The sequence below is a fragment of the Thermodesulfovibrionales bacterium genome (assembly GCA_035686305.1).
Lineage (GTDB): Bacteria > Nitrospirota > Thermodesulfovibrionia > Thermodesulfovibrionales > UBA9159 > DASRZP01.
Window position 1 is genome coordinate 28,973 of sequence record DASRZP010000023.1, and the last position, 22,720, is coordinate 51,692.

29 protein-coding genes are annotated in these 22,720 nt (G+C 51.3%); 11 read left to right on the forward strand and 18 right to left on the reverse strand.

Annotated features, from left to right (window positions below; all coding sequences use genetic code 11):
• The first annotated feature begins 4 nt into the window (after positions 1-4).
• The gene (locus VFG09_02440) at positions 5-1,546 is read left to right on the forward strand and encodes a 4Fe-4S binding protein (protein HET6513991.1); all 1,542 of its coding nucleotides are present in this window, start codon (positions 5-7) and stop codon (positions 1,544-1,546) included.
• Complete coding sequence (locus VFG09_02445) at positions 1,543-2,307, forward strand: DUF3786 domain-containing protein (GenBank protein HET6513992.1); 765 nt, start codon at positions 1,543-1,545, stop codon at positions 2,305-2,307. The genes VFG09_02440 and VFG09_02445 overlap by 4 nt, the downstream gene beginning before the upstream one ends.
• Here VFG09_02445 and VFG09_02450 read toward each other — a convergent pair.
• A complete protein-coding gene (locus tag VFG09_02450; protein ID HET6513993.1) occupies positions 2,297-2,740 on the reverse strand; it encodes an arsenate reductase ArsC in 444 nt (147 codons plus the stop codon). The genes VFG09_02445 and VFG09_02450 overlap by 11 nt on opposite strands.
• Before the next feature lie 296 nt (positions 2,741-3,036).
• Between VFG09_02450 and rsmD the strand changes: the two genes are divergently transcribed.
• From rsmD to VFG09_02465, 3 genes are read left to right on the forward strand one after another with little or no spacing between them, the layout of a single operon-like run.
• Positions 3,037-3,615 carry a 16S rRNA (guanine(966)-N(2))-methyltransferase RsmD gene (gene rsmD, locus VFG09_02455; protein HET6513994.1) on the forward strand — a complete coding sequence of 193 codons (579 nt, stop codon included), beginning with the start codon at positions 3,037-3,039 and terminating at the stop codon, positions 3,613-3,615.
• Complete coding sequence (gene coaD / locus VFG09_02460; GenBank protein HET6513995.1) at positions 3,612-4,106, forward strand: pantetheine-phosphate adenylyltransferase; 495 nt, start codon at positions 3,612-3,614, stop codon at positions 4,104-4,106. The genes rsmD and coaD overlap by 4 nt, the downstream gene beginning before the upstream one ends.
• A 34-nt stretch (positions 4,107-4,140) precedes the next feature.
• Positions 4,141-5,175: a hypothetical protein gene (locus tag VFG09_02465; protein ID HET6513996.1), complete on the forward strand. Its 1,035-nt coding sequence runs from the start codon at positions 4,141-4,143 to the stop codon at positions 5,173-5,175.
• A gap of 476 nt (positions 5,176-5,651) precedes the next feature.
• Here the strand turns inward: VFG09_02465 and VFG09_02470 are convergent, their stop codons facing one another.
• Entirely contained in the window at positions 5,652-7,475 is a 1,824-nt protein-coding gene (locus VFG09_02470; GenBank protein HET6513997.1) for a M3 family oligoendopeptidase, read from the reverse strand.
• Positions 7,476-7,573: 98 nt separating this feature from the next.
• Between VFG09_02470 and VFG09_02475 the strand changes: the two genes are divergently transcribed.
• The 4 genes from VFG09_02475 to VFG09_02490 all read left to right on the forward strand — a co-directional run bounded on the left by VFG09_02475 (position 7,574) and on the right by VFG09_02490 (position 9,772).
• Complete coding sequence (locus VFG09_02475) at positions 7,574-8,206, forward strand: DUF2301 domain-containing membrane protein (protein HET6513998.1); 633 nt, start codon at positions 7,574-7,576, stop codon at positions 8,204-8,206.
• A 16-nt stretch (positions 8,207-8,222) separates the two neighbouring features.
• Positions 8,223-8,414 (forward strand): hypothetical protein, encoded by a 192-nt coding sequence (locus VFG09_02480; GenBank protein ID HET6513999.1) that lies wholly within the window; start codon positions 8,223-8,225, stop codon positions 8,412-8,414.
• Positions 8,415-8,461: 47 nt separating this feature from the next.
• Positions 8,462-8,671, forward strand: coding sequence for a pyrimidine/purine nucleoside phosphorylase (locus VFG09_02485; GenBank protein HET6514000.1), 210 nt, complete (start codon positions 8,462-8,464; stop codon positions 8,669-8,671).
• Between the two features lie 444 nt (positions 8,672-9,115).
• Positions 9,116-9,772 carry a hypothetical protein gene (locus VFG09_02490; protein ID HET6514001.1) on the forward strand — a complete coding sequence of 219 codons (657 nt, stop codon included), beginning with the start codon at positions 9,116-9,118 and terminating at the stop codon, positions 9,770-9,772.
• Between the two features lie 547 nt (positions 9,773-10,319).
• Here the strand turns inward: VFG09_02490 and VFG09_02495 are convergent.
• From VFG09_02495 to def, 10 genes are read right to left on the reverse strand one after another with little or no spacing between them, the layout of a single operon-like run.
• Positions 10,320-11,144 (reverse strand): shikimate dehydrogenase, encoded by an 825-nt coding sequence (locus VFG09_02495; protein ID HET6514002.1) that lies wholly within the window; start codon positions 11,142-11,144, stop codon positions 10,320-10,322.
• On the reverse strand, positions 11,141-12,472 hold the full coding sequence (locus VFG09_02500; GenBank protein HET6514003.1) for a DUF512 domain-containing protein: 1,332 nt from the start codon (positions 12,470-12,472) through the stop codon (positions 11,141-11,143). The genes VFG09_02495 and VFG09_02500 overlap by 4 nt, the downstream gene beginning before the upstream one ends.
• Positions 12,465-13,001, reverse strand: a complete 537-nt coding sequence (locus tag VFG09_02505) for a CDP-alcohol phosphatidyltransferase family protein (protein HET6514004.1) — start codon at positions 12,999-13,001, stop codon at positions 12,465-12,467. Before VFG09_02505 ends, VFG09_02500 begins: the two co-directional genes overlap by 8 nt.
• A 9-nt stretch (positions 13,002-13,010) precedes the next feature.
• Positions 13,011-14,096, reverse strand: coding sequence for a tetratricopeptide repeat protein (locus VFG09_02510; GenBank protein ID HET6514005.1), 1,086 nt, complete (start codon positions 14,094-14,096; stop codon positions 13,011-13,013).
• A complete protein-coding gene (rpe, locus tag VFG09_02515; GenBank protein ID HET6514006.1) occupies positions 14,086-14,745 on the reverse strand; it encodes a ribulose-phosphate 3-epimerase in 660 nt (219 codons plus the stop codon). The genes VFG09_02510 and rpe overlap by 11 nt, the downstream gene beginning before the upstream one ends.
• A 7-nt stretch (positions 14,746-14,752) precedes the next feature.
• On the reverse strand, positions 14,753-15,424 hold the full coding sequence (locus VFG09_02520; protein ID HET6514007.1) for a PASTA domain-containing protein: 672 nt from the start codon (positions 15,422-15,424) through the stop codon (positions 14,753-14,755).
• Between the two features lie 11 nt (positions 15,425-15,435).
• The gene (gene rsmB, locus VFG09_02525; GenBank protein HET6514008.1) at positions 15,436-16,782 is read right to left on the reverse strand and encodes a 16S rRNA (cytosine(967)-C(5))-methyltransferase RsmB; all 1,347 of its coding nucleotides are present in this window, start codon (positions 16,780-16,782) and stop codon (positions 15,436-15,438) included.
• 3 nt (positions 16,783-16,785) lie between these two features.
• Entirely contained in the window at positions 16,786-17,310 is a 525-nt protein-coding gene (locus tag VFG09_02530) for a DUF116 domain-containing protein (GenBank protein ID HET6514009.1), read from the reverse strand.
• Positions 17,307-18,227 (reverse strand): methionyl-tRNA formyltransferase, encoded by a 921-nt coding sequence (gene fmt, locus VFG09_02535; protein ID HET6514010.1) that lies wholly within the window; start codon positions 18,225-18,227, stop codon positions 17,307-17,309. Before fmt ends, VFG09_02530 begins: the two co-directional genes overlap by 4 nt.
• A gap of 17 nt (positions 18,228-18,244) precedes the next feature.
• Positions 18,245-18,754, reverse strand: coding sequence for a peptide deformylase (gene def / locus VFG09_02540; protein ID HET6514011.1), 510 nt, complete (start codon positions 18,752-18,754; stop codon positions 18,245-18,247).
• A 71-nt stretch (positions 18,755-18,825) separates the two neighbouring features.
• On the opposite strand from def, the gene VFG09_02545 reads away from it, so the two are divergent.
• Positions 18,826-19,710 carry a phosphoribosylaminoimidazolesuccinocarboxamide synthase gene (locus VFG09_02545; protein HET6514012.1) on the forward strand — a complete coding sequence of 295 codons (885 nt, stop codon included), beginning with the start codon at positions 18,826-18,828 and terminating at the stop codon, positions 19,708-19,710.
• 55 nt (positions 19,711-19,765) lie between these two features.
• Here the strand turns inward: VFG09_02545 and VFG09_02550 are convergent, their stop codons facing one another.
• Entirely contained in the window at positions 19,766-20,218 is a 453-nt protein-coding gene (locus VFG09_02550; protein HET6514013.1) for a putative toxin-antitoxin system toxin component, PIN family, read from the reverse strand.
• Positions 20,215-20,502 carry a hypothetical protein gene (locus tag VFG09_02555; GenBank protein HET6514014.1) on the reverse strand — a complete coding sequence of 96 codons (288 nt, stop codon included), beginning with the start codon at positions 20,500-20,502 and terminating at the stop codon, positions 20,215-20,217. The genes VFG09_02550 and VFG09_02555 overlap by 4 nt, the downstream gene beginning before the upstream one ends.
• Before the next feature lie 130 nt (positions 20,503-20,632).
• Here VFG09_02555 and VFG09_02560 point away from each other — a divergent pair, with 130 nt between their 5' ends.
• Positions 20,633-20,809: a hypothetical protein gene (locus VFG09_02560; GenBank protein HET6514015.1), complete on the forward strand. Its 177-nt coding sequence runs from the start codon at positions 20,633-20,635 to the stop codon at positions 20,807-20,809.
• An 87-nt stretch (positions 20,810-20,896) separates the two neighbouring features.
• Here VFG09_02560 and VFG09_02565 read toward each other — a convergent pair whose 3' ends face one another.
• The 4 genes from VFG09_02565 to VFG09_02580 all read right to left on the reverse strand — a co-directional run.
• Entirely contained in the window at positions 20,897-21,472 is a 576-nt protein-coding gene (locus tag VFG09_02565) for a DUF4928 family protein (GenBank protein ID HET6514016.1), read from the reverse strand.
• Positions 21,469-21,774 carry a restriction endonuclease gene (locus VFG09_02570; GenBank protein ID HET6514017.1) on the reverse strand — a complete coding sequence of 102 codons (306 nt, stop codon included), beginning with the start codon at positions 21,772-21,774 and terminating at the stop codon, positions 21,469-21,471. The genes VFG09_02565 and VFG09_02570 overlap by 4 nt, the downstream gene beginning before the upstream one ends.
• Positions 21,775-21,779: 5 nt before the next feature.
• Positions 21,780-22,460: a hypothetical protein gene (locus tag VFG09_02575; GenBank protein ID HET6514018.1), complete on the reverse strand. Its 681-nt coding sequence runs from the start codon at positions 22,458-22,460 to the stop codon at positions 21,780-21,782.
• Between the two features lie 64 nt (positions 22,461-22,524).
• A partial coding sequence (locus VFG09_02580) for a hypothetical protein (GenBank protein ID HET6514019.1) occupies positions 22,525-22,720 on the reverse strand: 196 nt, incomplete at its 5' end.

Genomic DNA, 22,720 nt, shown 5'->3' on the forward strand with positions numbered 1-22,720 from the left:
GATCATGCAGAACCTCAGGAGAGTTACGCAGGCAGCATTCCTGCTTTTTTTCCTCTTCCTTTTCGTCCAGACCGAGGCGAAGGGAAATGACGAACTGGGTTATCCGGTTAGGTTCTTTCTTGATTTCGATCCCCTCATCTTCTCGACGACAATCCTCTCAGCTCATGCCGTTGCAAAGGCCTTTTATCTTTCCGTTACTATGATAGCTGCCACGCTCCTTCTCGGAAGGGTCTTCTGCGGATGGGTATGCCCCCTGGGAACATTGAACAACCTTGTCGCTTCTTTGAAAACAAGGCGATCCCGACCATTCGGCAGGGACTGGTACAGGCTGAAGTATCTTATCCTCATCTTTCTTCTTGCATCCTCCCTCCTTACCATGCAGCTGGTCGGCATCATGGACCCCCTCTCACTTCTCATCAGATCTTTTTCGATAAGCGTTTATCCCTTGTTTAATTACGGCACAAGGGCTTTTTTTGATGGGGTCTATAACTCAGACGTCAAGGGCCTAGTGAGGGTCTCTGAATCGGCCTATTCCCTTATAAAAAAAACAGTCCTTTCTTTCCAGCAGCCCTTCTATAAGCAGAACCTCTTTATCGGCGTTATTTTTCTTGCAATCCTCGGTCTCAATCTCATCGAAAAGAGATTCTGGTGCAGATACCTCTGCCCGCTGGGAGCATTTCTCGGCATCCTCTCGCGGTCCTCCCTTCTCAAGCGTTCCGTGAGTGAGGGGTGCAATTCATGCGGCGTATGCGCCACAGTCTGTCAAGGCAATGCAATGCCTGACAGGAAGGAGAAGTGGAGGATGTCTGAATGTCTTTACTGCTGGAACTGTGACGACATCTGTCCACAGAAGGCAGTTGGTTTTGGGTTTGTGAGACGGAAGACGGCAGGTATGGATCTCGGGAGAAGGAGGGTGATCACATCGATGCTTTCAGGAATTGTGGCGGTGCCTTTCATACGGTCGAACCCCTTCTCGAAAACAGCCTATTCCAATCCCACGCTTGTAAGGCCTCCAGGGTCTCTCAGTGAAAAGGAGTTCCTCAAGAGATGCGTAAAATGCGGCGAGTGCATGAAGGTCTGCATCACGAACGGATTACAACCCGCGCTTTTTGAGGCAGGCCTTGAGGGAATATGGTCTCCTCTCCTCGTACCGAGGATGGGGTATTGTGAGTACCGCTGCACTCTCTGCGGCCAGGTCTGCCCCACGGGCGCAATAAAGAGATTGAGTCTGGAGGAGAAGGCCAGGACAAAGATCGGCCTTGCCATGATCGACAAGGGGCGATGCCTTCCTTACGCCCACGCAAGACCGTGCATTGTCTGTGAAGAGGTATGTCCGACGCCGAAGAAGGCCATATGGCTTGAGAACGCTACCGTAAAGGACAGAGCAGGGCAAGAGATAGCAGTGAAGCAGCCGAAGGTAGATCTGGAACTCTGCATCGGGTGTGGAATATGTGAGGCAAAATGTCCTGTAATCGATCGGCCCGCGATATACGTAACGAGCGTCGGCGAGTCGAGGTCAAAGGAGAATCAACTCTTATTGTCATGAACTCCCTCGAAATTTATAAGCTCCTGCCGAAGAAAAACTGCGGGGAGTGTGTCTCGAAGACCTGCATGTCCTTCGCCCTTTTTCTCAAGACCAACCCCGAGGCCATCGACCAGTGCAGGTACGTCGAACCAGCGAATCTCGGCAAGTTGCAGTCTACGCTTGTACAGAGCGACTGGCGTGACGAGCTCATTGGCTCCCTGAGAAGAGAGATATCCGGTCTTGACCTTGAGGAGATCGCGAAAGATATCGGAGGGAATATCAGGGATAAGAGAATTATCATCCGGTGCATCGGCGTTGATTATGCCATGGAGAAGGACGGCACAATCGTGCCTGACGGGGGAAATAAATGGATCACGATACTCCTCCTCAATTATATAAGAAACATGGGAAAGGGCGACTTTACCGGCAAATGGATATCTTTTTCTGAACTGAAGGGAGGGTTTGTCAAGGCGGCCTCCTTCATTAGAGAGTGCGAAGAGCCGTTAAGGGAACTTATGGACGGGAATTCTGAAGGGGTGGTTGCGGCCCTCGAAGGTCTAAAGGCACGTCCCGTTGCCGGCTACCCGGCGGATCATGCATGGAGCATCGATCTGCTGCCCAGGGTGAGGTGTCTCATAATCTATCGTTCGGCAGATGAGGAATTCCCTTCATCCCTGAACATCCTCTTCGACGGCATTACCGGTCAGTTTATCGATGTGGAATCTCTCGTCTTTCTCTGTGAGGGACTCGTTCACACCTTGACGACGCTTCTTAAGAAGTGAGCGTTCCTCTGATCTCTTTCAACAGCTGAAGCACTCTTTTCTTTATCTCATCCCTTGCACGTCTGAACTCCTTCATAATCCTTTCTTCTGGGCCCATCGTACCCACAGGGTCTTTTATGGGCCAATGCAGACGCCTTATATGGGGTGGCAACGGAGGGCAGACTTCTTCAGCCTGAGTGCAGAGGGTAACGACGACATCCACGGCGTTGAGGAGATTATAATCGACTCCTTTGGAACTCTGCCCCGATATATCTATTCCGATCTCCTTCATTGCTGCAACGGCCCTCGGATGCACACCTGCGGCGATGAGGCCGGCGCTGTAAGGTTCCAAAAGCCCTTTCCCGAGTTCTCTGGCAAGCCCCTCGGCCATCTGGCTCCTGCAGGAGTTGGCTGTGCATAAAAACAGTACCTTCAAATTTGCTTTCGCGGGCATATTTGGGGTATCCTTTTCATACTATTCATTTCCAATCGCGTAAACTATTGAGTCCTGGAAGGCAGGCGTGGTGAGAAGCCTTGTATTGCGATACTGTTGATGGTTGCGGACTGCCGCTGTTTGCTCGACGCGCGAGGGCATTCTCGGCAAAGTCCTCCATGTACCTCATTACAGGAATCTCATCGCATATACCGGGCTTCCAATACGTGCCTGCCTGACAGCTGTTTGCACGGTAAAGTATACTATTACTATCTGCTCTCAGAAGAGACTTGTCAAGAGGAGGAGAGGGCGCTGCCATGAGGATTTCCGGTGGGTCGGCAAAGGGAAGAAAGGTCGGAGCGAGAAAGGCTTTTTCTCGTAAAACCGGCGATGATGAACTGAGACCAACATCATCGAAGGTGAGAGAGGCGATTGGCGACATCTTGCAGAGTAACCTTACCGGTTCCTCCTTCCTCGACCTCTATGCCGGAACAGGAGCAGTAGGCATCGAGGCGCTGAGCCGAGGAGCGGGGAGAGTTGTTTTTGTCGAGTCCAATGACCTGCGGGTGAAGCTCATCAGAGAGCTTATCTCAGAATTTCATTTTGAGGCGCGTTCAAGAGTTACAAAGGCAAAGGCGTACGACTTCGTCGAAAAAACTCCGCGTGACCACGGGGGGTATGATATCGTCTTCCTTGACCCGCCTTATTCTTCGGAAGAACTCATGAAGATCCTTCCCCTTATCGGAGAAGGCGGCATCGTTAAGGATAAAGGCTTAGTCCTCGTCGAGCATTTCTTCAAGCGATCCCTTCCGGACATCATCAACGGGCTTCATCTTTTGAAGGTCTACCGGTACGGTGATACTTCGCTCTCACTTTACCAGAAGGTGAAGACGTGAGACTAGCGATCTGCCCCGGCACCTTCGATCCCATAACGAATGGCCACCTCGACCTCGTATTGAGGGCTCAGAGGATCTTTGACGAAGTCATAATCGCTGCAGCCCTCAATCCGAAGAAGGAGCCCCTCTTTTCCATTGAGGAGCGCCTCCATCTGATACGTGAGTCCATCAGAGATCTGAAGAATGTCAGAGTAGAATCGTTTTCAGGGCTCCTCGTGGAATATGCAAGATCAAAGAGCTGTATAGCGATCATCAGGGGATTGAGGGCTATATCTGACTTTGAGTATGAACTCCAGATGGCGCTCATGAACAGAAGGCTCGACGTGGACATCGAGACGGTCTTCCTCATGCCTTCGGAGGAATACTCCTTTCTTTCATCGACGATCGTAAAAGAGGCTGCCTCATTGGGTGGCTCCATCAGGGGACTCGTACCGGATGTCGTGGAGAAGGCCCTGAGGGAGAAATTCAGAGAGACCGCAGGATCACGGTAAGAAAGAATATTTTATCCACGAACACGAGGACTCGATGACGCGAGACGAACTTCCCCTTCCTCCCCACTTTCGTCCAGATAGGGCCGGCGAGGTCTGGAGAGTCCCTTATCAGGAACGCGCTGAGAATGCCAGGAGATGGGCTGAGGAGCACCGTATAGGTCCTTCAGGCGATGATACGTTCAGGATCTGCGTCGTTGCCGTTGACGTACAGAATACCTTTTGTATCCCGGGTTTCGAACTCTACGTTGCGGGACGTTCAGGCACGGGCGCCATAGACGACAGCAGGAGGCTCTCAGAATTCATTTACAGAAACCTCGGGAAGATCACGGAGATCTGTCCCACCATGGACACTCACCGGGTGATGCAGATCTTTCATTCCCTGTCGCTCGTAAATGAGCAAGGAGAGCATCCTGCGCCTTTCACGCTCGTTTCCGTGGAAGATATTGAGGAGGGCCGATGGAAGTGTAACCCTGAATTCGCGCGCACCTGCGGCCTCGATGCAGATTATGGGCAGCGATACCTCCTCCATTACACCAGGATACTGAAAGAAGGGGGCAAGTATGACCTGACGGTCTGGCCCTTTCATGGCATGCTCGGGGGGATCGGACACGCCCTTGTCGCTGTGGTCGAGGAGGCTGTCTTTTTCCACAGCGTGGCGCGATACAGTCGACCCGATTTCCAGATCAAGGGAGACAGGCCCTTTACCGAGCATTACTCTGTTCTCGGACCCGAGGTGCTGAAGGGTCCCGGGGGTGAACCCCTCGGGGAGAAGAGTGACACTTTTCTGAGGAAGCTCCTGGACTTTGATGCAGTTATCATAGCGGGGCAGGCCAAGAGTCACTGTGTGGCCTGGACAATAGATGATCTCCTGGAGGAGCTTCTTGCTCAAGACAGGCGGTTGGCTGAAAAGGTCTATCTCCTCGAAGACTGCACGTCACCGGTCGTGGTTCCCGGAGTTATGGACTACACTGAGTCGGCAGACGCCGCCTTCCTGAGGTTTGCTGACGCAGGCATGCACATCGTCCGCTCGACAGTTCCCCTTGCAGACTGGCCGGGGATGAAACGCTAGCCTTTATCTTAATGTTGCAAGAGCTGTCAGGCAGGCATGGATCGAAGCCTTGTACATGCGGTGAGATTCCGGCAATGAGGTACTTCGAGGACTTGACCGAAAGTGACCTTCCGCATTGAGCACACAGCGGTAGTAGGCAACCATCAAAGGTATCGCAATACAAGGTTCTCACCATGCTTGCCTTCCAGAACAAGATAGTTTTGTGCGGTTGGAAGGATTATTCTTCATCCGGCGTCCGGCAGCCGACCGACGTTAGCTTGTGGAGCCAGGAAAAGCAATAATTCATAAAGTTCGGGGTGGATGTCCGATTTGAAGGCAAGAGTCGGGGTTATTGGCTGGTCCGCCCATGCGGACCGCAAACATCTCTTCAGGACGGACTGATATTAGGATTGTGTGGTCGGACCAATCACCGAGGGCTATTCTCTTGCCGAAAAGCGGATATCGGCCCCGAAGAGAAGACGGCTAACTAATCTGGCCTAGATCTTCTTCAGCTTCATCGCCAATGCCGTCGTCTCCTCCAAGAGCTTCTCAACCTCATCAAGGCCTTTATTCCAAAAGTCACTGTCCCCTATATCGATCCCGAGCTTCGCAAAGATCCTCCTTGGGGAGTCTGACAACCCTGCTGAGAGAAACTCCTTCACCTTTTCGATAAAGCCCGGATCTTCCTTGACAGAATGCTGGAGCGACTTCGAGATGAGGAGGCCGCTGGCATAGGAATAGACATAAAAGAAATGACGGATATGTCCCCAATGGACCCACCAGTTTTCAGAGCCCGGGGACTGCTCGACATACTTTCCCATGTATCCGGCCATACGCTTTTGGAAGAGTCTGCCGATTTCTTCCTTTGACAGATACCCTTTCTCCCTGAACAGTCCATGGAGTTCCTGCTCAAAGCGGTAACAGGCCACCTGCCTGAATATGGTCGATACATCATCGTTTAACTTGTTCATCATAATTACCAGCCGCAATTCATCATTGGCCTCCCCGAGGAGTTCCTGGAGCACGAAGTCTTCCATGAAGGTGCTGGCAACTTCTGCCGTCGAAAGGGGTGAATCAAAGTTCAAGGAGTTCTGTTTTCTCCTCATGAGCTCGTTATTGATTCCGTGCCCGAGTTCGTGAGCGATGGTCAAAACGTCCTGAAGCTTGTCCGTGTGATTAAGGAGGATGTAGGTAGGTTGGGAGATGAGATGGTGGGCGCAAAAGGCTCCGTTTGCCTTCCCTTTTCCCGGATAGACATCGATCTGGCCTTTTTCAAGAAAGCGCAGAAGGATATCGGAAAAGTCTTTATCGAGATTTCTGAAGACCTTTTCGATGAGCCTGATCGATTTCCCGTAGGAATATCTCTTGCCGATGTCGCCGTATTCAACGTTCCGCTCGTGGTATTTCAATTGCTTGACTCCCATAAGGTTCGCCTTGAGCCGATAGTACTGTGAAGAGATGGAGAACCGGGCGGAGACTGCTGTGAGAAGGGCGTCAACAATCCCGCTCTCGATGTCATCAGAGAGGTGTCTGCTGAGGTCGGGGCGGGAGAGCTTCCGAAGCTCATCGTCGGTCTTCTTATTTGCAAGGATGGAATTTATCTCGGCCTCGGCGACATCGGCATGTTTCTCCACGATTTCATTGAATGCCCGTGCTGCCGAGTCTCTCACCTTCTTGTTTCTACTGTTTATGAGACTTGATATCTCGGTGAAGGGCTTGTGGCATCTTCTGCCGTCCTCGAGGAGTACCTTCCTCTCTTCTTTTACCAAGAAGCTCGACGTCATCCTAACCCAATTGGAGAAGGAGGTGGATGACTTGAGGTTCATGATCTTCTCCTCGGGTTCGCTGAGAAGGTACCGGGACTCTGCAAAGAGGCGTTCAAGGAAATGGCGGTACTCTTTCAGTCCTTCATGCTCGAGGAACCTCCTCTGTCTCTTTCGGGGGATCCTGCTGACCCTGAGATGAAAGAACTGGATATCATTGCGGACCCTGTGGGAGAAGTCTTCGATCTTGTTGAATTTGGCTTTGAGGGCAGGACTGTTCTGATCCTCCTGGGTCCTGAGCATAAAGTAAAAGCCCTCGTCACCATCGGTGCCGCAATGCCTGTTCCAGGCCTCATATTCGTCAAGGGCCTCCTTCAGTACCACGGGATCCCTAAGGTAGTCCCTGCGGTCCTTCCATTTACCAATAAACTCGTAACTCTTTTTCTCAATCTCCTTGCGCTTCTTTTCTATCTTCGGGTCATCGTCGTGGTCAAAAAGGGGCGTGAGGTCCCAGGATGTGGAAAAGGTCCTTTTGCTGATCTTCTTTTTTCTTTGCATGGAGCCACTCCTCTCTCGTTCAGGTCATGACGCTGTGTATGCGAGATTCTAGCAACGGAAAATACCGTTGTCAACGGGCAGCAGTATCTGTGGAGTTAATGATTCCTGATCTGGTATTATTAGGCATGGGCGAGACGAGGATGTTTCAGCCTCTCACAAGGGAGGACAGAGTCACGGTGGTGCTTTATAGAGCAGGGATCGTCCTCTCGACTCTGATTATCTGCCTTGCTGCTTACATGGCTCTTGGCTTTCGGAGTTATGAGGAGACCGGCGCCCTCAATCTTACGCTAAATGCAGTGCTTGTTTGTATCTCTATCTCTGTTGGGCTGAGCGTCTTCTTTATCCATCTCTATGTCGGCAAATTCCACAGGGTCCTTAAGAAACTCTACTACGTTGCGATTGCCTCGCTTGCGCTGCTTTTCATCCTGGGGAATGGGGATGGAGCAGCAGTTCTCCTGCACAAAGGCTATGGTCCGCTCTTCCTCATACCGCTGTCGGGCTGCCTCGGTTTCATAACGGCAAAAGAAGCCTTCTGCTTCCAGCTGATGGAAGGCTATCTCCTTGCCCTGACCATGCCGCTTTTCCTCCTTCTCACCTCTCTGGGCGTTGTGACACAAAAGAGTATTTCTTACGGTCTTCTCCTCATAGCAGGCATGCTCGCTCTTTTTACCCTGAGAAAGGTCTTCATGCCGATCCATTACGACATCGGCGACAAGTCTGCCTACACGTAGTCCGGATAAGCAGTGAGTGACAGCCATGTCAGGGAAGGACAAGACATATTCTCTTGTTTTCCTTGACCTCTTCACCGCAGTCCGTGCATGGATCAGAGAGCATTCAATGAAAGGAGCAGTAGCGTGCAGACTTGCATCAGTGGATGAATACGCCAAGTGTGAGGTCCTGGCGTTTGCGGTCATACCGGCGAAAGCCGGTATCCAGTGACTTTCCTGGGAACAGAACAACGTCGCTGGATTCCGGGTCAAGCCAGAATGACACGAGCAGGGCGATCCTCTTTAAGACGGTTCGAAAAAACGCTCGGAATCATGTTGCCCGGCGAATACGAATTCAGCACCAGAGAGAAGGAGATGATGGAGATATTCTCCGGAGAACTCGAAGTCCTTCTGCCCGGGGAGACCCTCTGGAAGACCGTGAGGGGAGGGTGTCCTTTGAGGTTGCTGCCGACTCAACATTCAGATTGAAGATAAGGACGCTGACTGATTACTGTTGCTCTTTGTTGCTGACACTTGATATGACGAACCGTGAACGCTGAAGTCAGGACTAATCGTTTCGTTAGGAAAGGGACATTCCTTCACAAATAGTCTCGGTATCATTAATACCGACTTATTCGCAGTTTCGCCGTGGCGCAACTGAACAAGAGTTCACCATCAAACACGCGGGCATGTCGATGCGTCCACTCTGGGAGTGCTCGTTGAACACGTCGAGATGCAACATCCCAGGACACCGCACGCAACACTTCTGATGCAGTTCTCATAACTGAATCTTTCAAACGATAACCAATTTGACAAGCGTATTTTGTTCTGATATAAGGTAATAAAAGGGATATTGCCCTCTTTGCGAACATAGAGAATCTTGATTTCTCTTTTTTAAATGCAAAAACGTTAAAGGGGAGGGAGGACCTGACGATGAAGAAACTTTTTGTAATGGCACTGGTATGCGCACTTCCCATTTCAGCGGTAGCGCAGCTTTCTGATGTGCTGGAAGCGCCCAAAGCCGATGCTAAGTACGTCATTTACCTGCATGGAGTCGGGGTCGAAAAGTACGGTGTCGCGAAAGCGTCCGAGGACTACAGAGGTATCGTGAAGGCTCTCCAGCAGCGTGGCTTCGTCGTCATTAGCGAAGTGCGTTCGCCCGACACTAAGGTGAGCGAGTACGGTAAGAAGGTCGCGGGCCAAGTCAAGGCTCTCGTCACCAAGGGCGTTCCTCCTGAGAATGTCACTGTGGTTGGCTACTCAAAGGGAGGGTTGATTACTCTGTGGGCCTCAGCTGCCGGTGATGACCCGAAAGTAAACTACGTGGTTCTGGCCGGCTGCATCCAGAAGGGAAAGGAGTCTTACGAGACCTATGCGAACAGCGTCGCACCGAAACTGAAGGGCCGAATTCTCTCAATGTACGACGCGGCCGATCCTGACCGCGGCACTTGTAAGGACTTCTTTGCGGCAGCAGGTGACAAGGTCACCGGCAAGGAAATAGTGTTTGAGACGGGAGAAGGTCATGGCTTGTTTAGAAAAGCGGTCGATCAATGGATGAATCCGCTTAATTACTGGGCTAATGGCAAGTAACCTGCGAATAATGAGTCCGGAGCGCCAATTAGTTGCTTTAACTCGGTAGCCTGACTCGACGGCGCACCACCAGTTGATCCACGCCGACCGCTTCTCGGCTCATGATTTTGTTGTTAGCACTGCTTGATTCTTGCGAAAAAGCTTTGCTGTTGTAAATAATTGAACCGCGTTTGGTTGTCCGCTAAATGGGGGTCGGCGGAGGCGATACCATGCGACGAAAAGTTGCTAACCACTCATTTGTGGTCGCTTAGCGATGAACGTTTCTTCTACCATTTCACACGATGAAAAAGTGGGGCTCGGACGTTCATCTATGTGAGACTACATGCCCACATCTGAAGGGCCACCCAAGGTACGGGGCGAACTCCTTAGTTATCTCTTATCGAAACTCGCGGCAGTTGCAGGAAGTACAATACCTCAGGGAGGATGGATAAACCTATCAAGGTTTCTTACACAAGCCAGCAGTTTTAGTAACGGCCAGAACGCGATGGGACAACTGAATCGAAAGACACGCGGCCATCCCCGAAAGAAGACCAGCCGTGAATGAGACTCATCTCTTAAATCCCATGATGGCGTTGCGCATGATAGCGACGGGCGGTTTGATGCCTGTCCATATCTCGAAGGCAAGCACGCCCTGGTGGAGAAGCATGCCCAAGCCATCGAGTGTCTTGCATCCCTTCAGGGACGCAGCTTTGAGGAGAGGGGTCTTTTTGTATATCACGTCGCATATGACCATTTTTTCAGTAATGAGATCGGCGTGTAAGGGCAGGGGGTCGGTCTCTTTCAGGCCGAGAGGCGTCGCGTTAATAACGATATCGATCCCTTCCAATCTGTCAAGGCTTTTACAGACCCTCACGTTTGCACGGATGTTGCCCAGATCGCCTACGAGTCTTCCGACCTTGGCCTCATCGATATCGAATATGGCGACGCCGTCGGCCTTCTGGCTCAGGTAGTAGCTTATCGCCCTGCAGGCCCCTCCCGCGCCGATTATGAGGACCCGTTTTCCTTCAACCGTAATTCCTGCTTCAGATAAGGATCCCATGAAACCCCTGCCGTCGGTGTTGTAGCCTGTTAGTCTGCCGTCCCTGTTCTCTATGGTGTTGACGGCGCCGATAAAGGAGGCTTCCTCATGGACAGCATCAAGGAGCCCGATCACGTTCTCCTTGTGAGGGATCGTTACATTCACCCCTTTGAGGTCCAGGGCCCGAATCGCCCTGACAGCCTCGCCCAACGAGTCAGGCCTCACCGGAAATGTGATGTAGCAGTAATCAAGGCCCAGATACTCAAAGGCCGCGTTGTGCATCGCAGGAGAAAGACTGTGCTCAACGGGATAGCCGAAGAGACCGGTGATCTTTGTTGTCCCGCTTATCTTCATAACGACGTGACTGCCTCCAATAATCCTTTCGGCGTCGATTCAATGACATAAGGCCTTATTCCGAGGAGATCTTCAATATCCTGTTTTGATACATCATCGAGAAAGACCTCATGACCTTCTCTCATGACAACATCGGGAATCAGCAGGATATCGTCCTTCTTCACGAATTCCGACAGACTTCGCATCACGTCCCTTCCCGTGAGAAGCCCGGTAACGGTAACGCTTTTCCCGAAGAAGGTGTTTTCAATCGGAATCACTTCTATATCAATGCCGCCTTTCTTGAGTCCGTCGGCAAATCTGACCAGGTACGGATAGAAAGAGGTTCCGGTGAACGTAACAAATCTGTGACCGGTCTTGTCTCTCCCCTGGTCTCCTGACTCCGTGGCCTGAGAGGGTTGCGGCATTTTCATCCTCTTAGCTTGGTAAAGAAAAAATGGAACCATTCCGACCCCATTTTCTCTCTGGGGAAGCTCTCCATAAGCGCGAAGAGGCGGGAAGGGTGTTTCAGCCTTTATGTAGAGTTCATCAGCTGCGTAAACAATGGAATCGCCGTGCTTCTTCCTGAACCTCTTCTGAAAGGAGTCGATAACCCCGATGGCGCTCAGGGCATCATCTTTTTCCACTGCCTTCAGTTTGGGTGCGGTCTTCCGGTGAGTGGTGAGGCCGACGGGGACAACAGCGATAGAGGAGACATAGGGATAGAATTTATAGAGGTCCCTGATTGTCTGCTGCAGGTTCTTACCGTCGTTATACCCAGGACAGAGGACAATCTGACAGTGCATCTTTATCTTGTGCTCCTTGAAGAACTGTATTTCCTTCAGGACGTCGGACGCCTTCGGACTACCAAGGAGGGCGTTCCGGACAGCCCTGTCTGTGGAGTGGATCGAGATATAGAGGGGGCTCAGCCTCTGTTCCACGATCCTCTTCTTCTCCTCCTTCGTAAGATTCGTGAGCGTGATATAATTGCCATAGAGGAAGGACATGCGGTAATCTTCGTCTTTGACATAGAGGGTCCTCCGAAGCCCCTTCGGAAGCTGACTCACAAAACAGAAGAGACACTTGTTCCTGCAAAGCCGTATCTTGAAGGGTTTGATCTCTATACCCGTGTCCTGTCCTTCCTTCAGGAAGAGCCTGAAGGAGAGTTTCCTCTCTCTTCTCCTGACAGTGATATCGAGCTGGGCATCATTCCCGTAAAAGAGAAAGTCGATGACGTCATTGACTTCATTGCCATTGATCGACAGGATAACGTCTCCCCGTGCCATCCCTCCTGCATGGGCCAAACTGCCGGGTCTTACGCTTTCGATCTCGGCTCCGCCAGGATTATGCACCTGCCTGCTTAAGCCCCCTATAAATGTAATGCAACCCTGAGATGATCGTAAGAATTGCCGTCACCCATATGAGAAGATCGCGAATGTCGGGGATAGCAGGGAAATTCAGAACGAGAAGCACGTACCAGAGGAGGAGAAGTTGCAGGGCAATGGCTGTCTTTCCGAAGATCGTAGTGTCGACTTTGCTTGTATCGGCGACGATGTAAATTACAATCCATCCCGTCACGACGATTACGTCCCTGCTGATGATAACAATTGTGAGCCATTTCGGAACGAGATGATAGACCGAAAAAAGGATGAAGGACGTGACGAGAAGGAATTTGTCGGCAAGGGGATCGAGAAACTTTCCGAGGGCGGTCTTTTGGTTCCTGAGGCGGGCGATGAGGCCATCAAAGGTATCTGTCAGAGCTGCGACAGCAAAGAGATAGAGCGCGATATCATATCTCCGATAGATGATGGACGTGACGAAGAGCGGTATGAGGACGATCCTTGCTATCGTCAGGGTGTTCGGAAGGTTCAGGCTCTCCATGATCCTCCTTTACGGTACGTTAAAGGGAATCGGGTTGAATTTCAGCGCTGAATCGATCTCTTTATACCCTTCACCGGCGTTCCTTCCATTGCTCACAAAGTTGAGAAGTGCGCCTGAATGGCAGGCCTCTATCATAAAACCCCTGTTCGATGATTCCTTGTAAGACTTCCTGAAAATTCTCTCTGCCCCTGCTCTGTCACCCTTCATGAAAGATACCTGCCCCATACCCAACCATGAATAGATGAGTCCTCTTTTATCCTTTGTCTTCCTGAACCGTTCTGCAGCCATCTCAAAGCATTCTCCCGCCTTCTTCAGCCTTCCCTTCATCATGTGGGTCATGCCCATGCTCCAGAGGGTGTAAGAATAGCTCACGACATCGCCTATGATTTTGTACTCCTTTTCCGCCCTCTTCAGATGTTTCATTGCACCGGCATAGTCAGCCTTCATTCTCAGGGCATTGCCGATTCCGCAGTGAGAGTAAGCGATGCCAAACCTGTCATGAAGTGAGGAGAGCAGCCTGTTCGCCTCTCTATAGTACACGAGTGAGTCCTCCCACAGACCGGACACTCTTGAGACACCGCCAAGGCCGCAAAGACAGTATCCTATGGCGGTCAGATGCTCATCGTCCCGAAAGGATTCAAAGAGCCTCTCTGCCTTCTCGAAGGAATCGATAGCCCTCCTTGTATCCCCTCCGACCCTGAAGGCGCCACCCTCCGCCCAGAGGACAAAGGCGATCCCGTCCTTATCAGATTGATGCTCATAGATTGCCTTGGCTTGTGCAAAGAGTCCCAAAGCCTCTTTCCAGTTCCCAAGTGCCCTTACGGACAGGCCGAGACCAACGAGGGCGTCGGCATGCGCGGCCCTCGTCTTTTTCCGCCTGCTTAACGACACTGCTTCCCTGTAGGCCCTCTCAGCCTTTTCGAAATCTCCTGTCATCCGGGAAGTATCGCCGAGGGACAAAAGACATGCAAGCACGTCCTCTCTCTCTCCGTTCTTTCTCGCTATCCTCAGGGCTCTCCGATATAACAACAACGCCTTGTGATACTCTGAGTCCTCGCGGAGTTCTTCCGCTTTCTGAAAAAGGTCATTTACCATGGAGCCGATCCCTCAGCCTCACCACAAGTTCCCGGTAATTCTTTGCATGAAAGAAGGCTGAGCCCATAACGAGTATTCCGGCGCCCGCTTCGACCACTTCCCGCGCGTTCTCATATTTGATGCCGCCGTCTACCTCAATGACTGCAGAAAGCCCCCTTTCACTGAGCATCCCCTTCACCATACGGACCTTCTCGATCGCCTGGGGTATGAAATTCTGTCCGCCAAAACCGGGATTGACGGACATGATCAGGACAAGGTCAACCTCTGAGAGAATGCTGTCGAGACTCCAGACGGGCGTTGCTGGATTTATCGAGACCCCTGCCTGAGCACCGCTTTCTCTTATCCAGTGCACGGTCCTGTGAAGATGGACTGAGGCCTCTGCATGGACGGTGAGATAGTGGGCGCCTGCATTGATAAAGTCCTTCAGGTACCTGTCGGGCTCTTCGATCATAAGGTGGACATCGAGAGGGAGGTTCGTGACCTTCCTGATCGCCTCTACAATGAAGGGTCCTATTGTTATGTTCGGAACAAAGTGGCCGTCCATGATGTCAAGGTGCAGCATATCGGCGCCGGCTGATTCTGCCGCCTTGATCTCATCGCCCAGCCTCATGAAATCAGCTGAAAGAATCGAGGGTGCGAGCTTAATCATCGAGACGTTATTCTCCTTCCAGTTGCAGAATGACGGTTTCTCCTGATCGAAAGAGCGTATTCTGTCTCGGCTTCTGTGCCTTGATCCTTTGCCCCTGGCCCGTAAACTCTACCTTCAGGCCGAGTTTTTCAGAGAGACTCAAAGCATCGTCCCTGCTCTTGCCAAGAAAATCGGGGCAAAAATAGAGTATATCATAAGGCCCCGAACTGACGACAAGAGAAAGGGAATCCTTCAATGCCTCATCAGGCTCAGGCCGCTGAGAAAGGATCCTGTCCCTCGCTACCGTGTCCGAATGTATGCGGATGACCTTCTCGACCTTCAGTCCGCTTCTCGCAAGGGTCGTTTCTGCTTCCTGAAGTGTCTGGCCTATCAGGTCAGGGACAAACTGGACCTTCGGGCCCTTGCTTAGGAAAACCTTTATCCCCCGCTCTTCCTTGACTTTGTTTCCCGAAGGAATGTCCTGCCGTAGAATGCGGCCGGACGGTATTATAGGGTCGTAATCTTCGCCTTCTACCTTCAGAAACAACCCACTCTTGCTCAGGAGTTCGTTCGCCTCGATCACGGTCTTTCCCTTCAGGTCCGGCACATCAACGGTCTTGCTAAAGCTCATCACTTTGAAGGTGAGATAGCCTGACAATAACCCCATGAGGAGAAACCCGAAGATATAGACGGGTATCATCAAGACCTTCTTCACGCCTTTCTGCACAGTCTCACCCCGAAGAAACCATCCATTTCGTTCTTGTGGGGATAGGTCCGGAAGAATCCATTCTTCATAAATCCCCTGAGAAAGGAAACGTCACTGTCTATAATAAAGAAATCTCCCGAATCCTTCAAGAACTCTCTGAGGACAGCTTCACCTTCCTCGGTCTCTGTCGAACAGACCGAGTATACCATGATGCCGCCGCGCTTCAACATCCTTGACACAGAACGCAAAAGCCCGATCTGTCTTGATCTGAATTCCAGGAGGTCCTTTGGCGTGTGGCGGTACTTGACGTCTGGATTGCGGCGTACAACACCGAGAGAAGAGCAGGGTGCGTCAAGGAGAATCCTGTCAAAGGGTCTTTCCTGAGCATATTCGGCAATATCGGCGACCAAGGTCCTTATTGATGAAAGACCGAGAACGGATACATTTTCCTTGAGACGTACAATTCTTGAAGGATTACTGTCAACGGCGAGAATTTCACCCTCGTCTTCAATAAGCTGGGCAATGTGAGTAGTCTTTCCGCCCGGCGCAGCGCATGCATCGAGTATCCGCTCGTTCCGCTGCGGCCCAAGGAGATAGGAAATGAGTTGTGATGCCTCATCCTGGACAACGAGAGAATCCTTCCAGGGCAGTTCCCTGAATGAGTAGGATTCCTTCAGTCGAATACCATCGGGAGAGAAGGGCGTTGGTTCGGCCGCGATCTGCATTTCCGAGAGGTTTTTGATCATCTCTTCCCTTTTACTCCTCAGGGTGTTCACCCTCAGCGTCAGGGGAGGTATCCTGTTATTCGCCTCCGCAAGGGCCGCTGCTTCGGCCTCGCCGAAACGGCTGATCCATCGCCTGATAAGCCACTCGGGATGGGACGTCCTGAGGGCAATGTTCCGGGGGCCCTTTTCACGACTGACGTTGTCCAGTGAAAGCCTCACGGCGTCGATGTTGCGGAGGAGGTTTCTCAGGACGCCATTCACCACTTCAGGCCTGCCCGTCTTCTTCTCCATCTCTACAGCCTCGTGAACGGCAGCCCATTCCGGAACCCGCGTGAAGAGTACCTGGAAGAGGGCGAGTCTCAGGTTATTCAGCGTTCCGCGCCCGAGACCGGACGGCTTTTTAAGGAACCCCCTCAGTATCCAGTCAAGGATATCACGGTGCCGCAAAACCCCGTAGGTAAGTTCCATGAGGAATGCCCTGTCCTTGCTGTCAAGGGAGACAGCAAGGTCTTCAAGGACGTCCTTTGGTTTTCGCCCTTGTCCCTCGATATCCTCCAAGGCCCTTAAGGACAGTTCTCTGGAAGTCGCCATCAGATTGTGACCATAGGGGCGGGGTAATCCCCCCATACCTTATGGTCCACAGAAAAACGCAATGGCCTCCTTGACTCTCTCAAGGCTGACCTTCGTGTTGAAACAGGGCCCAAAGGGACGTTCATTCGAAATGCCGAGGACCGGGAGCGGATAGGAGTCTGCAATGCCGCTGCTGAGGTCCCTCTCGCAGGCAACGGCAACAATCGCCTCAGGACGGAGGTCCCTCACGATCTTCCTCGCCAGATTTCCGCCTGTCGCCACGAAGAGATCAAGCTTGTTGTCATCAGCGATCTGAATGAGGTCTTTGATCTCGCATTTTCCGCACCGTTTACATTTGTAGATATTGTGAGTGATTCGTATGTCGCATTCGTTTATCTGAAGACAGTGGGGAAGGAGAAGGAGTATCCTCTTCGCCTTTGGCTTTTCCATTCTCACCAGTCTGTTATTGAGACTTATGATAAGGGCCTGGAGCCCCTCCTTCCGCTCCTTTGAGAAAGACCCGATGAGCATGAAAAGGGGATGGAGGACCTTGAGTGTCAGACCTCGCGGCCACCTTTCCATCATCCGACCTTCATCCCCTTTGCGAGCCTCCTGCCCTGCAAAAAGGCCGAGACAGACATGGGTCTCTTCCCGGAGGGCTGGATTTCGATGATGGAGAGAAGACCTTCACCGGTACCGATAATGAGGTCCCTCTCGTCAGCTTTCTCTATGAGACCGGCTGACCCCTTGTCTGGCAAGGGACGCGCATTGAGGATCCTTACCATCTCGCCGTTCATATAACAGAAGGCGCCGGGCCATGGCTGCATGCCGCGAACGAAGTGATCGATCTCAAGAGCTGTTCGTGACCAATCTATTCTGCCGTCTTCTTTTCTCAGTATTGGGGCAAAGGTCGGCTCTCCTGTCTGGGGGACGGGTTTGAGAGAACCCTCCCGTATCCCCTTCAGCGTCTCGATAAGTAAAGAGGCCCCGACTTCAGAAAGGTTGATACCGAGACTCCCTGCCGTGTCCTCAGCAGTTATCGCCACTTCCCTCTTGAGGAGCACAGGGCCGGTGTCGAGTCCCTCGTCCATGAGCATTGTCGTGACTCCAGTCTTCTCTTCACCCCTTAAGATTGCCCAGGCTATGGGCGCTGCCCCCCGGTATTTCGGGAGGAGTGAAGCATGGACATTGATGCAGCCCTTTTGAGGTGTTTCGAGCAGTGCTTTTGGAAGTATTTTGCCGTAAGCAACTACAATGAGGAACTCAGGTTTTGAGGATGCTATCTCTTCAAGGAATTTTCCCTCTCTCAGGGATGTCGGCTGAATGACGGGAAGCCCTGCTTCAAGGGCAGCAATCTTCACGGCTGGCTGTGCGAGCTTGTGCCCCCTTCCCTTGATCTTATCCGTCTGCGTGACCACAAAGCTCACATCTTCGCCCTCCCCGAGTAAGGCCCTGAGTGAGGGAACGGCAAAGTCAGGCGTGCCGAAAAAAATGATGGACAACTTGCCTCCTGAAGAGATTAGACCTTCGAAAGGGCCTTCTGGAAGCGTTTCTTGAAAAACTCTCTCTTGATGCTGCTGATTCTGTCGATGAGCAATATACCGTTGAGGTGATCGATTTCATGTTGAAAAGCCCGGGAGAGCAGCCCTTCGGCCTCAATCTCGACAGCCTTTCCCTCTCTGCTAAGGCCCCTCACCGTAATCCTTTCACTTCTCTTTACCGTCGTGTGATATTCGGGAAGGCTGAGGCATCCCTCCTCGCTCTCGATCTCCCCTTGCGCATTGACGAGCTCGGGATTGATCAATACGATGAGCGGGGTCCTTTCCTCTTCCCTGATGCTTACATCGATAACGATCAGCCTGCCTGATACTCCTACCTGAGGGGCTGCGAGGCCGATACCCGGCGCAGCATACATCGTCTCGATCATATCGTCTATGAGACGCTGTACCGCCTTGTTAATCTCGCTTATCGGCGCGGCCTTCTGCGAGAGGACCTTTTCAGGATATTCTTTGATTTCGAGCACTGCCATAAAGTATTATATCAAAACCAGTTCGCTAAAATCGAGGACGCAAGACACCATGATCCGCAGACGGAGGAACAATGTCCAACCATAAAATTGTATTACGAACAGAGATGCCTGATGTTGGAGAACCAAGGAGGGGCAAGGTCAGGGATATATACGACCTCGGAAAACATCTCCTCCTTATAGCAACCGACAGGATATCTGCCTTCGATGTTGTCCTTCCGAGCGGAATTCCCGGAAAGGGGTGGGTTCTGACGCAGATATCGATCTTCTGGTTCAGGCAGATGGAAGGGATCGTCGGGAACCATATCGTTGCCACCGAGGTGTCCGACTTTCCGGCGATCCTCCAGAAATATCGTGGCATCCTCGAAGGGAGAAGCATGCTCGTGAAGAAGGCAGCGCCCCTGGCGATCGAATGTATCGTAAGAGGCTATCTCTCCGGAAGCGGATGGAAGGAATACAGGGACAACGGTACGGTCTGCGGTATTTCTCTGCCGAAGGGTCTTGTTGAATCAGGCCGCCTCGACGAACCGATCTTTACCCCCAGCACAAAGGCGGAAGAAGGCCATGATAGGAATATCGCCTTTGAAGAGGCCGCGAAGATCGTCGGAAAGGAGGTCGCCGAGAAGGCAAGAGAATTGAGTCTAAGTGTCTATTCAAGGGCAAGGGAAATTGCCGAGAAGAGGGGCATCATCATTGCCGATACCAAATTCGAGTTCGGTATTCATGATGGTGAATTGATCCTCATAGACGAAGTCCTCACCCCCGACTCTTCCCGGTTCTGGTCGATCCGTGATTACCGGCCCTGCAAGGGGCAGGACAGTTTTGACAAGCAGATCGTCCGAGACTATCTCCTCACCCTCGACTGGGACAAGACACCTCCGGGTCCTGTCCTTCCCGATGAAATTATAGCAAAGACTGCTGAGCGGTACAGGGAGATCATGGAGATACTGACGGGATAGAAGGCTGAAGGGGTTTGAAAGGAAGGGAAGAGATTCGTAGAAAGGGAATCTCTTATTATTTATGCCTCCCCGGTGACGGTCTCTTCCGCTCCTTCTTAAGTTTTTCTTTCTTGTAGAACGTCAGGAATTCTTTAGGCGAAAGAACATTGACATCTTGACACTTCTCATAAGGAAAATGATCTCGGTTTCCCGTGACAAGGCATGCCACCCCGTTCGCCACAGCGGCCTCAAGGAACGGTTCGTCGTCGGGATCGGGAAGGGAGAAGGCAAGGGGCGAGGATGCCGCCGCCTTACCCTGATGAACAATATAGTCGAGAAGCGCGGCAACCTTCTCTTCCTCAAAGCCGAACTTCGGCCTGCGTAAGACTTCAGCATACTCTGAGATTATACGGGCATCGAAGGAAAGCGTGATCTCGCCGGAAGAAACCATGAGTACAATCTCTCCGCAGGCGCCGAATGGAGACAGAAGGCCCGCAACGAGGACGTTAGTGTCGAGCACGATGTTCATCGAGTCCGCTTCTTACGGACCGTCTTTATTTCCGCATCTATATCTTTCATGAGCAGCTTGTCCTTTCCCTGCTCTACAGAGCTGCGTTGTAACGATGTGACCGCCTCGACCGCGCGCGCCCGGCGGAAAGCCGCAAGCGACTCTTCAAGATTAGACTCGTTAATAGCCGCAAGTATGGCTATTGGGCGTCCGTTGCTCGTGACGACCATCTCCCTCTCCTTCGGAAGCTCTTTCCAAACCTGTGCCGACTTGCCCCTCAAATCTCTAACGCTCAAGAATTTCATAACCGTGTCCTCCTTTGTATATTCTATTATGTACACAACTGTCATCCGAGTCAATCTGTTTGGGCAAGAGAATTGAGCCTGAAGGTCTATTCAAAGGTAAGAAAAATGGCGGAGAAGAAGGGCATCATCATTGCAGATACGAAACTTGGCCGGCAAGGTACAGGATAGTTTTGACAAGCAGATCGTCCGTGACTATCTCCTCACCCTCGACTGGGACAAGACGCCTCCGGGTCCTGTCCTTCCCGATGAAATTATAGCAAAGACTGCTGAGCGGTACAGGGAGATCATGGAGATATTGACGGGATAGAAGGTGGCGGCTTTGGGAAGGAAGGTATGAGAGCAAATTAGAGAAGCCTTTTGTCTAAATTTCAAAATTTCACAATTACACCTTCCGTCACAAATTCCTTGGTATCTCAACCAACATCGACTTGTCCTTCTCAGCCGTGTTGATGCGATCATTATAGGTTACAAGAAGGCGTCTGAAAGCACTTTTCCTCTTGTCTCTATCAAAACATGAGGACCATTCGATATTTTGACTGACAAACGACTCTATTGAACAGACGTCAATGCGGCCTTCCACCGTAAGGTCGGCATTTAGACGGGCCGCGGCGAGAACCCTGTCTGGTACCAGGACAAAGACTCTATAGCCATCATCAAGAGTCTGTCGATAGTTCTCAAAAATACTGATAAAGGGCGAGGCCGTCACACAAAAGGCAGTGTCGCCGACAAAAAAGTCTCCGGGTTTGCCCCTCGTATCAGCGGCGCTGTCATAGGGTGCATTTCTTAGCAGGATGTCAGGAAATGTCATTTGGAGGCTCGCACCGATCAGATGATATGCGGCCTCGCCTTCCTTCCCGTTCTTCCGTGCCTCTTCCAAAAGATTATGGACGTTATACCATGTCGGCAACTTCAAATCAAAGTTTATAACTGTTTTCCTGCTGTCTGTGTTGGAGACATAAGCACCTCTCATCTAAAGGTTTCGACGTTTAAGCCGCTCCTGATAACCATCGATGAAAGCCTCGGCCCATCAATGAGAGTTATAGAAAGCTTCGACTTATGCTGCGCTTCCATAACAGCGGCGCGTGTATAATGACTCGTCGTGATAAATATGCCTTTAGCTGTAGTACTGAGCGCTCCTCTGAAATTGTTAATCTCGACATTACCAATGGCATGTCGCCAGCGTTTTACTTGCGCCTGCACATGCGTACCGGCAAAAAAATCGTTCGCATTATCGACATAGGCATTAATATCAATACCTCCATCGCCGGACATAGCAGTTAGGGAACATCTTGAAAGCCGTTTTTCTCCATGAGTTCTTTTACAAGATGCTCAAAGCTGTAGGGTGGCACCCGTACTAACAGACTTCGTACGTTTTCAATCTTGTAAAGATCGCGTGTATTATTGGAAACGGCTTCGTCGATCTCCGCCACTTCTCGTTCAAGGTCCGCAAAAGTATTCTTCGTGCGAGATTCGCTTAGCAGATGGCCGGAGATGGCTGCAGCTTGTTCAATAGGTACAATACTTGGATTCCCATGAATACGGAATTCAAACAACCATACTTTTCGCAAAACACCGCGTTTATCAGCCTGAATCTCCTGATAATGACGGAGAAGTTCCAAGAGACCTAAGAAGCGGTACGTTTGGCGGCCCACATTGATGAATCCGAAGAAGGGCACCGGATTGGAATATTGCTCGATGAGCCTTTTGTTTCTACCTAAAAGCTGTTGGTCGCCTTCACGGCCCTGAGCAGTATAGGTGAGGATATCGCCTTCTATTCGGTCATTATAAGGGTTTTCTGAAAGTATACGACCCGATTCCTCAGCCGCCGTCATAATTGCCAAATGGCGCAAATGCTTTCTGGCATCCACTGACGGACGAATCCCACCGAGATTTTCTAGGTCTAAGGCGAATCGAACTTGATCATTTGTGTATTCTTCGCCTATGTGAAATTCCTTCACAACGTTCATAATTCTAAAACACTAGCCCAAGAGGCTGAGAATTCTTTTTCGTGAAAACCTTTACTTACCAGGCAAATTGCTGCTCCAGCGAGGCAAGCTTTCTTTTTCTCCATTGGCCTCCATGCCAAAAATCTCCGTCGATGAAAATAGCGATACGCTCTTCAGGCATTACAAGATCAGGTTTTCCCGGCAGACTATCCCCTCCGTTATCACTGAGACGCAGACCAGTTTCCGCAAGCGCCCTGCGCAGGGCGACTTCC

Coding starts and splice junctions, on each gene's coding strand:
- VFG09_02440 (HET6513991.1), top strand. CDS start 5: ATGCAGAACCTCAGGAGAGTTACGCAGGCAGCATTCCTGCTTTTTTTC.
- VFG09_02550 (HET6514013.1), bottom strand. CDS start 20,218: ATGAACATCGTGCTCGACACTAACGTCCTCGTTGCGGGCCTTCTGTCT.
- VFG09_02495 (HET6514002.1), bottom strand. CDS start 11,144: ATGAAGATAAGCGGGACAACAAAGATCACCGGTCTCTTCGGCTATCCC.
- VFG09_02470 (HET6513997.1), bottom strand. CDS start 7,475: ATGCAAAGAAAAAAGAAGATCAGCAAAAGGACCTTTTCCACATCCTGG.
- rsmD (HET6513994.1), top strand. CDS start 3,037: ATGAGGATTTCCGGTGGGTCGGCAAAGGGAAGAAAGGTCGGAGCGAGA.
- def (HET6514011.1), bottom strand. CDS start 18,754: ATGGCAGTGCTCGAAATCAAAGAATATCCTGAAAAGGTCCTCTCGCAG.
- VFG09_02475 (HET6513998.1), top strand. CDS start 7,574: ATGATTCCTGATCTGGTATTATTAGGCATGGGCGAGACGAGGATGTTT.
- VFG09_02545 (HET6514012.1), top strand. CDS start 18,826: ATGTCCAACCATAAAATTGTATTACGAACAGAGATGCCTGATGTTGGA.
- VFG09_02570 (HET6514017.1), bottom strand. CDS start 21,774: ATGTCCGGCGATGGAGGTATTGATATTAATGCCTATGTCGATAATGCG.
- VFG09_02510 (HET6514005.1), bottom strand. CDS start 14,096: ATGGTAAATGACCTTTTTCAGAAAGCGGAAGAACTCCGCGAGGACTCA.
- VFG09_02505 (HET6514004.1), bottom strand. CDS start 13,001: ATGGAGAGCCTGAACCTTCCGAACACCCTGACGATAGCAAGGATCGTC.
- VFG09_02450 (HET6513993.1), bottom strand. CDS start 2,740: ATGCCCGCGAAAGCAAATTTGAAGGTACTGTTTTTATGCACAGCCAAC.
- VFG09_02565 (HET6514016.1), bottom strand. CDS start 21,472: ATGAGAGGTGCTTATGTCTCCAACACAGACAGCAGGAAAACAGTTATA.
- VFG09_02445 (HET6513992.1), top strand. CDS start 1,543: ATGAACTCCCTCGAAATTTATAAGCTCCTGCCGAAGAAAAACTGCGGG.
- VFG09_02465 (HET6513996.1), top strand. CDS start 4,141: ATGACGCGAGACGAACTTCCCCTTCCTCCCCACTTTCGTCCAGATAGG.
- rpe (HET6514006.1), bottom strand. CDS start 14,745: ATGATTAAGCTCGCACCCTCGATTCTTTCAGCTGATTTCATGAGGCTG.
- VFG09_02555 (HET6514014.1), bottom strand. CDS start 20,502: ATGAAATTCTTGAGCGTTAGAGATTTGAGGGGCAAGTCGGCACAGGTT.
- VFG09_02530 (HET6514009.1), bottom strand. CDS start 17,310: ATGATGGAAAGGTGGCCGCGAGGTCTGACACTCAAGGTCCTCCATCCC.
- VFG09_02485 (HET6514000.1), top strand. CDS start 8,462: ATGACACGAGCAGGGCGATCCTCTTTAAGACGGTTCGAAAAAACGCTC.
- VFG09_02490 (HET6514001.1), top strand. CDS start 9,116: ATGAAGAAACTTTTTGTAATGGCACTGGTATGCGCACTTCCCATTTCA.
- VFG09_02520 (HET6514007.1), bottom strand. CDS start 15,424: ATGATACCCGTCTATATCTTCGGGTTTCTCCTCATGGGGTTATTGTCA.
- rsmB (HET6514008.1), bottom strand. CDS start 16,782: ATGGGGGGATTACCCCGCCCCTATGGTCACAATCTGATGGCGACTTCC.